Origin of the sequence: Ktedonobacter racemifer DSM 44963 (assembly GCF_000178855.1) — a bacterium.
GTDB classification, from domain to species: Bacteria; Chloroflexota; Ktedonobacteria; order Ktedonobacterales; family Ktedonobacteraceae; genus Ktedonobacter; species Ktedonobacter racemifer.
In genome coordinates this window covers 1,667,162-1,679,516 of the sequence record NZ_ADVG01000002.1, presented here as the reverse complement: position 1 = coordinate 1,679,516, position 12,355 = coordinate 1,667,162, and the positions used below count along the sequence as shown (strand labels likewise).

Here is a 12,355-nt window from a genome sequence, read left to right as displayed (position 1 = left end):
TGCGAGCCTGAAATAGCACTCACGCATGTGACTTTACAGCGTGCGCGTCACTTTCTGTAAGCCGCGTGGAACATCGGGATCCAGCCCCTTTGCCAGCGTAAGATGAAGCGCCAGGACCTGTCCAAGCAGGATGGCGGTGATGGGGCTGAGCCACTCAGGCACTGCTGGTGGAAGCGCCAGTGGTGTTGTCGCCTGAGAGAGAATTTCCTGCTCCTCTGAGATCACCAGGAGTTCGGCTCCGCGTTGCTTTAAATCTCTGGCGAGATCAAGCATATCATCATACGTGGCATCTCTGGGGGCCACCAGGAAGACGGGCAGGCCAGTATCCACGGTGGCGATTGGGCCATGGCGGAAGTCAGCGGAGGAGTATGAGGTGGCCATAACGTAGGTCAGCTCCTTCAGTTTGAGGCCGAGCTCAAACGCGGTGGCATAGTTATAGCCGCGACCAATAACCACGCATTGGTCCATGTAGCGATAGCGCTCAGCGCGCTGGGCCAGGGGAGCAGACATCTCAAGTGTTTGGCGCATGATCTCTGGCAGGCGTCGTAGCTCCGTCATGCGCTGGGGGTTCCCGCTCCAGGCTGCGGCGAAGAGCATCATCACCGCGAGCTGCGCGGTATAGGTTTTTGTCGCGGCCACGCTGCGCTCACGGCCCGCGTGCAGTTCGATGACATGATCGGCAGCAGCGGCCAGGGGAGAGCCACCGTCGTTTGTGATGGCAAGCGTGGGACGTCCCTGGCGTTTCCCCTCTTCAAGCACGGCGACAATGTCTGGTGACTGTCCCGATTGCGAAATACCAACTACCAGGGCGTTGCGCATATGAGGGGCTTTGTGATAGAGCGTATGGAGCGAAGGGGCCGCGAGCGCGATAGGATAGCCAGCCATGATCGGCCAGGCGTACTTGGCGTATGTCGCAGCATGATCAGATGAGCCGCGGGCCGCGATCAGGACATAATCAAATGGTGGCAACTGGGCAACCACGTTCGTAATATGCTCTGTCTCTTGCTCGAGTAAGTGGGTGATGACCTCGGGCTGGCTGTATATTTCTTGTTCGAGTAGCGAGGACATTGAGAACTCCTTCGTTGAGTAGCCTTGTGGTGATAAACATACCGACTTTCCAGTCCTTTTTACTATAACACACAATATGGTCTAGTGGTCTAGATGACTAGGCATTGCCTCTGCTGGAAAATGACCCCTTTGCTTCTTTACAAGGGAAAGGGATGAGATTTTTGTCCGGTAATCGAACGTAGTATTGATTACAGAGAAGAAACAGTTAACAAAGAGTCAGGCACAGAGGTGCAAAGGAGGATTTTGCAGGGAATAACGGAATTTTTGGTCTAGTGGTCTAGATGACTTGACATTTGGAGAAAGAAGAGTTAAAGTACTACTAAGATATTCAAGTCTTCACTCCCAAAAAAGATCCATAGATTGAATTGCTTGTATTGAGGGTCTGGGAGAATTCAAGTCTAGTAGCGTCCCCTGAGGAGAAAGGAGAAGAAGCAGCGTTTTACGCTTATGCTAAGTGGTAGCTTGCATAGAGATGATTTTGTCGGGTTGACCTTCTCTCATAAAGAAGGCTCGGCGCCGTTTGCCCTGTGGAAGGTTCTATAGTATATGCTTGCTGTTCTTGTCTTTCGCGCCAGGCAAACGACTTGACTATTTAGACGCTATCCCCCGCGCTGGCAGACAATGGGTGTCTGTGTATCTCGTTGGAGAGGTCCTGTTCAACCAATAACGTTTTATGTGTATTGAAGAGGCAAGTATATAGATGCTTTCGATGCTTTCGATGCTTTCGATATTTTCGATGTTTTCATATGCTTTGCCATTTCAGCGTCAGGAGGTCTTTCGTGTCTTCTGTCTCTTCTAGCTTGCGGACAGTGATGTTCCGTAAAAAGACGGGCGCCGGCATGTGGCTCTGTTCCTTGCTGGTCATCCTCACTATGCTGCTGGTCGCCTGTGGCGGCAACTCCCCATCTTCTGGTAATAGCAGCAAAAAGTCGGTACTCAACATTGGTGCGCATGTTGGTGGCGATTTCACCAAGGCGCTTAGCCCTTATAACCCCAATGCCAACGAGGGTGTCAAGGGCATGGTTTATGAAACGCTGTACTACATCAACAAAATTGATGGCTCCAACAAACCCTGGCTGGCTACAGATTACAAGTGGAGCAGCGACAACAAACAGCTTACCTTTACCATTCGCGATGGCGTCAAGTGGAACGATGGCAAAGACTTTAGCGCCGATGACGTAGCCTTCACGTTCAATATGCTCAAGCAGTACAAAGCTGCCGATGCGCAGGGCCTGTGGACAGGCGGTTATTTACAGAGCGTGACCGCGCCTGATAGCAAGACCGTTGTTATCAACTTCACGAAGCCCTATCCTCCCCTGTTCTGGTATATCGCTGGCCAGACCTTCATCGTTCCCAAGCATATCTTTGAGGGCGCTGGCGATCCTACCACCTTTGCGAACGAGAACCCGGTTGGTACCGGCCCCTACACCCTGAAGAAGTTCTCAGCTCAGTTGCTGGTCTACGCCAAGAGCTCCAGCTACTGGCAGGCCGACAAGGTGAAGATCCAGGAACTGCACTACCCATCCGTGAAGGACAACACCACCTTGCAGCTCGAACTGGCCAAGGGTCAGATCGACTGGGGTGGCTTCTTCGCTCCCGACCTGGATACCACCTTTGTTGCCAAGGATCCCGCGCACAACCACTACTGGATGACGCCAACCGACCTCTTCGCGCTTTATCTCAACCTGGGCCAGGCGCCTTTCAATGATGTCGCCGTTCGCCAGGCCATCAGCGCCGCGCTGGATCGCCAGCAGCTGTCGAAGCAGGCTGAGAGTGGCTATGTGGAGCCCGCCAGCACCACTGGCTTGATCCTGCCCAACAACAAAGACTACCTGGATCCCACCTACGCCGACGTGCAGAAGACAGCCCAGGTCGATAAGGCAACCAAGCTGCTTCAGGATGCCGGCTACACCAAGGGTTCCGATGGCTTCTTCAAAGACAAGAGTGGCAAGAAGATGTCCTTCAACCTGACGGTGGTCTCTGGCTGGACCGACTGGGAGCAGATGTGCCAGGTTATCAAGCAGAACCTGAAAGATATCGGTATCGATGTCAACATCAATGCCATTCAGGATACCGCGTACTTCGATGCCCGTAACAGCGGCAAGTACCAGATGCTGATCGGTGGCCTCTTCGGTGGCCCGAATCCCTTCTACCTCTACAACTCCCATTTGAATAGCGCGAACCTCTCCCCCAATGGCTTCAACTGGGAAAAGTGGAATGATAAGCAGAGCGATGCCTTGCTGAATGACTATGCATCCACAACGGATCAGGCGAAGCAGAAGAGCGACATCCAGGCTCTGGAGAAGATCTTCGCTACGCAGCTGCCAGTTGTGCCTCTGGTGAACGCCGCTGCCTGGTATGAGTACAGCAGCAAGAACTTCACTGGCTGGCCTGACAAAGACAATGCTTACGCTGTCGGTGCCGCCTATGCGGCGCCTGATAACCTCCAGATTGTACTCAATCTGACTCCTGTATCGTAAGTTTCTATCCGAAATCCGGTGGAGATGGTCCCGCAAGGGCCATCTCCATTTTCCCTACCTCCACCAGTGCCTTATAGATCTTATGTGGAAACCAACGCCGCTCCCGCGGCTAGCGCTTCGCGCTCAGGTTTCCGAATAGGCAGATACTGGTTTGCATTCTTTCTGTATCTCTATCGTGCTATGCTACTATTACGATCCGGTAAAGGTAAGCCCAGGATTTGTAGCTTCTACCCTGGCTTGGTAGAACTGGCTTGCACGCTATAAGGAGTACCGTTATGCGTCACCTGTTACGTCGCATTCTGTTTTATCTTGTCGCTCTCTGGGCTTCGGTCACGCTCAATTTCTTTATCCCTCGTCTGGCACCCGGTAACCCCGCTGAGGCCATGATGCTACGCTTCGAACGGCAAGGGCATCTGGCGCCAGAGACGGAGAAGGCGCTCCAGGCTGCCTTTGGTCTCAACACGACCGATCCTCTGTATGTACAATACTTTAAGTATCTGGGCGATCTGCTCCAGGGCCGCCTGGGCACCTCGCTCACCAACTATCCAACCCCCGTGAAAGATGTGATCGCACAAGGCATCCAGTGGACGCTGGTCCTGGGCGGCATTGCGGTCATCGTCAGCTTTATCCTTGGCTGTTTGCTTGGTATTATTATGGCCTGGAAGCGTGGCTCGTTCCTGGATACATTCCTGGCTCCGGCGACGACGTTTCTGTCTTCGATCCCCTATTTCTGGCTGGCCCTGATTATTGTGTATATCTTTGGGTATACGCTTGGCTGGTTCCCCTTCTCGGATGGCTTTGATACAGCGCTGGATATAGGCTGGTCACCTGACTTTATTTTCAGCGCGCTCTACCACGGCATTCTGCCCGCCCTGACGATTGTGCTCTCCTCCGTCTCTGGCTGGCTGCTGGTGATGCGCAACTCGATGATTACGACGCTCTCTGAAGATTATGTCTTGATGGCAAACGCCAAGGGTCTGGCGCCCAGGCGTGTGATGTTCTCTTATGCCGCGCGCAATGCTATTCTGCCCAATGTCGCGGGCTTCGCCCTCTCGCTGGGTACGATTGTTGGCGGGCAGCTTCTTACCGAGATTGTCTTCTCGTATCCGGGTATTGGCTATACACTCTTGCAGGCGGTGCAGGGCCAGGATTATGCACTTATCCAGGGCATCTTTTTGATTATTGCTCTGGCTATCCTGGCTGCCAATTTCCTCGCCGACCTGGTCTATACCCTGCTTGATCCACGTGTCCGCCAGGAAAGGAGCGCGTAAACGATGTCTAATACCTCTTCGCAATGGCCTCCTGCACCAAAGAATCTTAACGAACCTCTAGCTGGAGCGGCCGCAGTTGGTGTCGGCGCGCATGCCAGTACCAACGTGACGACTGCCACATCGGTGGCGTTGCCCCTGGGCAATCCTTTTCATGTGCAGGTGTTGAATGGCTTGCGCGGCTTCTGGCACGCCATCACAGTGAATAAAAAGGTAACGGTAGGCAGTAGTATCGTGGGCCTCTTTATCCTGGTGGCGATCTTTGGCCCATTATTCGTGCATACCGATCCCACGCTGCTCACTGATCTCTCGAAGTCTCCTCCCTCGGCCCAGCACTGGCTGGGTACAACTGTGACGGGTCAGGATATCTTTAGCCAGCTCATCTACGGTACGCGTACCTCGATTATGTGGGCCTTTTTCACGGGGTTCGCTGTGACCTTCATCTCCGTGGTCGTTGGCCTGGTGGGTGGTTACTTTGGTGGCATCATTGATGATGTTCTTTCGTTAGTGACGAATATCTTTCTGGTCCTTCCTGCATTACCCCTGGCGATTGTCCTGGCGTCGTACTTTCCGCGCGGCCCACAGATGGTGGCCCTGATTGTGACCTTTACCAGTTGGGCCTGGGGCGCGCGTGTCCTGCGTGCGCAAACTCTTTCTATGCGTAGCCGTGAGTTTGTGACTTCGGCGAAGGCAAGCGGTGAGAAGACCTGGCGCATCATCTTTTTTGAGATTTTGCCCAATGAAATCTCTATTGTTGCCGCGAACTTTGTAAGTACGACAATTTATGTTATTCTATACTCAGCATCGCTAGAATTTCTGGGCCTGGGCGATCTCAATTCCGTAAGCTGGGGTTGGATGTTCTACTGGGCGCAGAAGACAAACGCCCTGATTCTTGGTCTCTGGTGGTGGTTTATCCCGCCTGGTATCTGTATCGCGGCGCTGGGGGCTGGTCTGGCTCTGATTAATTTCGGTATTGATGAGGTCGCCAATCCACGCCTGCGTGCTGAGCCGGCACCCAAAGAGATCAAGCACAAGAAAGTGGTGAAATAATGCAGGACACGGCTGTAAAGAAGCAGTCAAAAGACCTTTTGCTAGAGGTGAACAATCTCTGCGTGGATTATTTCGCGTCTAATGGCGCTGTACACGCTGTCCGAGACGTGAGCTTTGTGTTGCGTCGTGGCGAAATTCTGGGCCTGGCGGGCGAGAGTGGCTGTGGTAAATCGACGCTGGCCTATGCCATCTCGCGCCTGTTGCGCCCACCCGCCTATATCACTGGCGGCCAGGTCCTCTACTACCCTCGAGGACACGAAGGTGGGGCAACTGCTGCCGTACAGAGCAAATTGCCGAAAAAAGGTAGACTGACAGGCAGTAATGGTGACGAGGCCATCGATGTGTTGCAGCTCTCTCCCTCCGAACTGCGTGCCTTCCGCTGGAGCGAGGTCTCTATTGTCTTCCAGAGTGCTATGAACGCCCTTAACCCCGTGATGTCGGTTGGTGACCAGATCATAGATGTGTTGAAGGCTCATCGCCCCGATATGGGTCCCAATCAGCGCAAAAAGCGCGCTATTGAGTTGCTCAACCTGGTTGGTATCGCCTCTGATCGTCTGAATAGTTATCCCCATGAGTTAAGTGGCGGCATGCGTCAGCGCGCCGTCATCGCCATTGCGCTGGCCCTCAATCCCGAGCTGATCATTATGGACGAGCCTACGACGGCGCTCGACGTTGTGGTGCAGCGCGAGATTTTGCAGCTGATCAGCGATCTCTGCCGCGAGTTTAATACCGCCCTGCTCTTCATTACGCATGACCTGTCGCTGCTGCTGGAGCTCTCTGACCAGATCGCGATCATGTATGCCGGTAAAATGGTGGAGAAGGCGAGCAGCGTGGCGATCTACGATCATCCCCGCCATCCCTATAGCCATGGCTTGCTCAATGCTTTCCCCAACTTGCATGGTCCCATTCGCAAGATGGTTGGCATCCCTGGTTCACCGCCAGATCTGCGTTTTATCCCATCGGGTTGTCCCTTCCGCGAGCGCTGCCCGCTGGCCTTTGAGGCCTGCTCTGAGGTTGTACCTCAGCTTCAGCCCGCGTCGCTTGAGAATCAGCAGCAACTGGCGGCCTGCCATCTCTATGATAGAAAGTTTCGGCCTCAGGGGGCACCATCTGCAGCCGAGGTGGCGGGTGCCTATGAGAGCCTGATAGAAGGGAGCCGTGCGTAATGAGCTTGTCAAACGTCACTGCATCAAAGCCAGTTCGGGATGCTGGCGCTCAGCCGATTATGGAGGCAGAGCACTTGCGCAAGGAATTCCCTTTGCGCCAGATAAAGATCTTTGGAGCCGCTCAGGCGGTTCGCGCGGTTGAAGATGCCTCTTTCTCACTCTACCCTGGCCGGGCCACGGCCCTGGTGGGTGAGAGCGGTAGTGGGAAGACGACCATTGCGCGTATGCTGGCGCGCCTCTATGAACCCACTTCTGGCACCCTTCGCTTCCGTGACGAGGCGGTGAAACTGGGACGAGGCGCCAATTTAAATGCCTATCGCAGCCATGTGCAGCTGGTCTTCCAGGACCCCTTTGCCTCGCTCAACCCCGTGCATAGCGTGCGCTATCACCTGAGCCGCCCGCTACGTATTTACGGTCATGCCCGCAACCGCATCCAGGAGACAGAGCAGATTTTGTCTCTGCTGCGGCGCGTCAACCTGACGCCTGCCGAGCAGTTCATCGAGAAGTTCCCGCACCAACTGAGCGGCGGCCAGCGTCAGCGTATCGCCATCGCGCGTGCCCTGGCTGTGCAGCCCGAGGTCTTGCTGGCCGACGAGCCTGTCTCCATGCTTGATGTCTCGATTCGCCTGGACATCCTTAACCTCTTGCGTCGCTTGAAGGATGAGGAGCAACTGGCTCTGCTCTATATCACGCATGATATCGCCAGTGCGCGCTACTTCGCCGAAGAGACGCTGGTGATGTACGCAGGCCAGATGGTTGAGGGGGGGCCAAGCGAAGAGGTCACGCAGCAGCCCAAGCATCCCTATACCCGCTTGCTGCTCTCGGCTGCGCCTGATCCTACCCGCGTGAAGAACAAGGATAAGGGTCAGCTTCCCGCGCGTGGTGAGATTCCAAGCCTGATCAATCCTCCGACTGGCTGTCGTTTCCATCCACGTTGTCCCCATGCTATGCCTGTCTGTAAGGAGCGCTTCCCTGGCCGCACCGACCTGGGGAATGGTCACTGGACTAATTGTTTCCTTTATGGTGATGGTGCTCAGCCGATACCGTATACTGGCACAACGGGAACCACGACCACGGCCAGAGCGGAATAAGCCTTTTCCGTTACGCAATAGAGTAGTGCGTTCAGTAAAAAAAAGAGGGGAGGTGCAGGAGGGTTCCCCCCTGCACCTCCCCTCTTTTTTACTGACACATTACCACTTAGACGAACATGCCCTGGAGTTTCTCGGCCTGGTCGACGGTGATCAGGTTATCGATGAATTCATCGAGACTGCCGTCCAGAATGCCCGGTAAGTTGTGGCGCGTCAGGCCAATACGGTGGTCCGTGACGCGGTCCTGGGGGAAGTTATAGGTGCGAATCTTCTCGCTGCGGTCGCCCGTCTGTACCTGTGAGCGACGTGCTTTTCCTAGCTCTTCCTGGCGTTTGGCCTCTTCCAGGTCCCACAGGCGTGACTTCAGTACGTTGAGGGCTTTCTGCTTATTCTTCAACTGCGATTTTTCATCCTGACAGGTGACAACCAGGCCGGTCGGCAGGTGCGTGATACGTACCGCCGAGTCAGTGGTGTTGACGCTCTGACCGCCATGGCCTGTGGAGCGGTAGACGTCGACGCGGATATCCGCGTCCTTTACCTCGATCTGGATATCATCGTCGGCCTCTGGCAGGACGATGACCTTGGCCGTTGAGGTATGGATGCGGCCGTTGGCCTCGGTCGAGGGGACGCGCTGCACGCGATGGGTGCCGCCCTCGTACTTCATCCGGCTATAGGCTCCCTTCCCTCTGATCACAAAGGTAATGTCCTTGAAGCCGCCTTGTTCAGTATCGTTCCCGTCAAGAATCTCGATCTTCCAACGACGGCCATCGGCGTAGCGACTGTACATACGGAAGAGGTCCGCGGCAAAGAGCGCGGCTTCGTCGCCACCCGCTCCACCCTGGATGGTCACGACGGCGTTCTTCTCGTCCATGATATCTTTGGGGAGGAGGGCGACCTGGACATCCTCCAGGAGTTGCTCTTTCCTGGCTTTGAGCTGTTCCAGCTCTTCAAACGCCATGTCGCGCAGCTCGCCTTCCTCGCTGTCGTACATCTCCTGAGCTTCCTTGATCTGCTTATCCGTATCAATCAGCTCGTGGTATTTTTCAACCACAGTCGACAGCTCAGACTGCTCGCGACCATAGCGCTGCAGGAGCGATATATCGGTAAGCACATCGGGCTGTGCCATCAAATTGTTTAGTTCTTCGTAGCGTGTAGCCAGTGTGGCCAGTTTGTCCATTAGATCCATAGCGACCGGGTTCCTCTCGCTTCTCTATCTCTTCTCTGTACGCCTGGCATACTCGTTGCAGCCAGGGGCATAAGTCATGCGCAGACAGGGAAGGTAAAATGCTCTATTTTTTCGTGAAAAGGACGGCTAATAATTATAGCTTCTATTAAGGCCTGCAATGAGGGTTATGCCATGCAATCAGGGACCTCGATTGCTCTCTACTCATGGCATGGTGGAAGGCAGAATGAGGCGTCGCTACCCGGCTGTAAGCAGGTAACGCTCAATGGTAATCAGGCAAATATGACGCGCAAGAGCTGTCGGTAACGACAGGCGTATATAGTGAAGCACGGCAGGTTTCATAGCCTCATTATAGCAGTAACCAAATGAACAATTCAACCCACTCCAACAAAAGAGCCCCACAAGCTTATTCCCTCTACAATACTAAGCAAATCTCATCTACATATGTCCAGCAAAGGCCAGCAAAATATACCACATAAGGTGTCAGGTTTAGGTGTCAAATTCATCCTACTATAAAGAACATATAGACTCTCTTATCGAGCCATTTTAAGCGTCTTTACCCTGTAAATCCCAGTATTAACCGGATCTTCCGCTACTTTAGTGAAGGATGAGTTTGTTTTTCTGATGGCTCTTGTTTTTCATACTCAGATAAAAACACGCTCCATCGTATTGAAGATCTTATCACCAAAGCAGCGGGAGACCCTAATGTCAAAATTTACATCTTGACCCTTCCTCTTCCTACTAAAGAGTTCTGCTTTCCTTACGGTCGGCTTACTCAGGATATCGACCACTCCCGAGACTTCATTGGGGTTTTCACGTTCCACATGTGTGAGATACAACTGGGGAGGATGCCTTCTATACTGCGAGGACCGGGTATCCTGTTCCATAGCTCAAAGCCTATGGGGGCCATTGTCCTTTCATCATCGTTTCAGCCAGTTACGATGACCTCAAATAACGCAGCCTCATCAAAGGTTCATTTCTATTCATCCTTCCAGTTTTCCTCTAGCCCGATTGCCTCATTCGGCTTGAAGATCTCTTGGGCGTTATCTCTCGCTTTCCACGTCACCGTTACCAGCGACGCAGGGAGAGATTACCGAATTCGGGAGAACCCTGATACCGTCCTGATCTGCCCGGATATACCAGCAGGTCACTTATTCCAGCAAATATCAATCTCCGGTCGTTCTGTGTTGAATTTTCATTAAGATTATTTATTCCTGAAAGTTCGATGGATGTTGTACAACCAAAAATTCAGGTTCTCAACGTATATTATGACAGAGTATTTAAGTCCATCTGAGTATCTCAGTGGATATTGAGTAGCCCTTTGATGGGAAATCAACACTGGCAGCTTGAAGGTATAGCTAAGGATGTAATTCTATTAAAATTGTAGCGCATCATTTCTCTGGATAGGAACACAGTAAACAGGTCCCATTAAGACAGGCTTTAACCTAAAATTACGGCTATCATAAAAAATTCATAAATCTTTTATAGAATTTATGCAGTTGTTAACGTAGGTTAGTAGTTGGTATCGTTGTATTGTTTTGGACATAGGTGACTATGTGCCGATCTCTCTAGAAAGAGAAATACTATGATAGAAGACAAAGACGGTCATCACTATCATGTGGTGGTAGACGAAAACGGGACACCTACCAGGTATCGTGTTGTCATGCCAGATGAACATCATCATTCTAACTATGAGGACGCGCAAAAGTTCTTCTCGGCTCTGGCAAACATCATGAACATTGCTGTCGGCTCAATAACATCTTACCAGTTTCTAAAGACTATTCGTAAGAAATAATATTGTAGGCTGTTAGCAAAAAGAACTTGTGCTAATTGTCTAGCACAAGTTCTTTTTGCTAACAGCGGGTATTGCTTTTTTCCATAAACAATGGGAAGGACGCCATCCTAAAGCAGGAGGACGTTTACTCGATGGAAGAACTTGGGATGAATTCCAATTTAACATCTTATACCTTAAAACAAGCAGTCCCCCAAAGAGCAAACATTGTAAAGAAGTATCTTAGGTTAAAAGCACAAAAATAACCGATATCGAATATAGCCAGCTATCGGTTAAGGTGTCGATATAACTCTGCTATTCTTCCTCTCCAAAGCGACGTTCTATTTCCTCAGCAGCCTCTTTATGTTGTTCTTGCGTTGTATGTCCATATGTACCATCTGTCATATTAAGGCTCGTATGCCCCAACATTTCCATTCTTACCACCGGATCGATTTTTAACTTCCTCAAAATGCGAGAAGCATTGTGGCGCAACGCAAGTGGAGCGATACCGCAGACATCGCTCCACTTGCTTTGCTACTTTTACTATGAGTTTTGGGCCGAGGGGATACTCAGGTGGGCAATGTCGTTCATTATATAGAGCACACGTGTGTCTCCTGAGGCGCGTACGAGGGTGAGCGAGGTATTGGCGCAGGGGAAAAAGAACTCTTTCTCCAGTCCCAGGACCTCGGCGACGTAGGCGTTGATGATGCCCCCATGGGCGAAGACGAGCACGCGCTGCCCAAGATGGTGACTCGCGATCTCGTCAAGTGCCTGGACGACGCGCTGGCGAAAGGCCTTTGAGGACTCGCTGTGCGCGAAGGCATCCCAGTTGCCCGAGGCGCCTGCGATACGCACGATCTTGTCCTGGCGCTCATGCAGTGCCTGGGTCAGCATGGCGAGATCGGCCCCTTCGGGGATCTCTGGAATGGGAACCAGGTCATCGAGGCGAATCTCTTTGAGTTGTTCTACAATAGTGGCCTGTAGCCCTAGCTCAGCCAGAAGTGGCGCGCCAGTCTCCTGGCAACGCCGTAGGGGGCTGCTATAGGCCGCGTCAAAATGGCCGTCCTTCAGGCGCTTGGCCAGTGCCTGGGCCTGCTGGCGTCCGATCTTGCTCAAGGGCAGGTTATCATACACGCCACTGGGAATAATTTCGTCCGCCTCGGGGATCGCATCCCCGTGGCGGATCAGAAAGAGTTCTGCCGCGTGCTGGCGGTGGATAAGAAACGGGTCTTGCTGTACGTTGCTCTCCATAAGGGTCCTTTATAGCGGTGTAGATGGATA

At 52.7% G+C, this 12,355-nt stretch carries 10 protein-coding genes; 7 read left to right on the top strand and 3 right to left on the bottom strand.

The window, feature by feature from the left end; genetic code table 11:
* Positions 1-33 precede the first annotated feature (33 nt).
* The gene (locus KRAC_RS23565; RefSeq protein ID WP_007911439.1) at positions 34-1,068 is read right to left on the bottom strand and encodes an SIS domain-containing protein; all 1,035 of its coding nucleotides are present in this window, start codon (positions 1,066-1,068) and stop codon (positions 34-36) included.
* A gap of 779 nt (positions 1,069-1,847) precedes the next feature.
* On the opposite strand from KRAC_RS23565, the gene KRAC_RS23560 reads away from it, so the two are divergent.
* The 5 genes from KRAC_RS23560 to KRAC_RS23540 all read left to right on the top strand — a co-directional run bounded on the left by KRAC_RS23560 (position 1,848) and on the right by KRAC_RS23540 (position 8,123).
* A complete protein-coding gene (locus tag KRAC_RS23560) occupies positions 1,848-3,548 on the top strand; it encodes an ABC transporter substrate-binding protein (RefSeq protein WP_007911437.1) in 1,701 nt (566 codons plus the stop codon).
* A 275-nt stretch (positions 3,549-3,823) separates the two neighbouring features.
* Positions 3,824-4,819, top strand: a complete 996-nt coding sequence (locus KRAC_RS23555) for an ABC transporter permease (protein WP_007911436.1) — start codon at positions 3,824-3,826, stop codon at positions 4,817-4,819.
* A gap of 3 nt (positions 4,820-4,822) precedes the next feature.
* Complete coding sequence (locus KRAC_RS23550) at positions 4,823-5,866, top strand: ABC transporter permease (protein ID WP_007911433.1); 1,044 nt, start codon at positions 4,823-4,825, stop codon at positions 5,864-5,866.
* On the top strand, positions 5,866-7,032 hold the full coding sequence (locus KRAC_RS23545; RefSeq protein WP_007911431.1) for an ABC transporter ATP-binding protein: 1,167 nt from the start codon (positions 5,866-5,868) through the stop codon (positions 7,030-7,032). Before KRAC_RS23550 ends, KRAC_RS23545 begins: the two co-directional genes overlap by 1 nt.
* A complete protein-coding gene (locus tag KRAC_RS23540; RefSeq protein ID WP_007911429.1) occupies positions 7,032-8,123 on the top strand; it encodes an ABC transporter ATP-binding protein in 1,092 nt (363 codons plus the stop codon). Before KRAC_RS23545 ends, KRAC_RS23540 begins: the two co-directional genes overlap by 1 nt.
* Before the next feature lie 106 nt (positions 8,124-8,229).
* Here KRAC_RS23540 and prfA read toward each other — a convergent pair whose 3' ends face one another.
* Positions 8,230-9,306 (bottom strand): peptide chain release factor 1, encoded by a 1,077-nt coding sequence (gene prfA / locus KRAC_RS23535; RefSeq protein ID WP_007911428.1) that lies wholly within the window; start codon positions 9,304-9,306, stop codon positions 8,230-8,232.
* 171 nt (positions 9,307-9,477) lie between these two features.
* On the opposite strand from prfA, the gene KRAC_RS78415 reads away from it, so the two are divergent.
* Together KRAC_RS78415 and KRAC_RS23530 are read left to right on the top strand one after the other, a co-directional pair.
* Positions 9,478-9,609, top strand: a complete 132-nt coding sequence (locus KRAC_RS78415; protein ID WP_007911427.1) for a hypothetical protein — start codon at positions 9,478-9,480, stop codon at positions 9,607-9,609.
* 1,279 nt (positions 9,610-10,888) lie between these two features.
* Positions 10,889-11,098, top strand: coding sequence for a hypothetical protein (locus KRAC_RS23530; protein ID WP_007911424.1), 210 nt, complete (start codon positions 10,889-10,891; stop codon positions 11,096-11,098).
* A 519-nt stretch (positions 11,099-11,617) separates the two neighbouring features.
* On the opposite strand, the gene KRAC_RS23525 is transcribed toward KRAC_RS23530, so the two are convergent.
* Positions 11,618-12,325: a histidine phosphatase family protein gene (locus KRAC_RS23525; RefSeq protein WP_007911423.1), complete on the bottom strand. Its 708-nt coding sequence runs from the start codon at positions 12,323-12,325 to the stop codon at positions 11,618-11,620.
* Between the last annotated feature and the right edge of the window lie 30 nt (positions 12,326-12,355).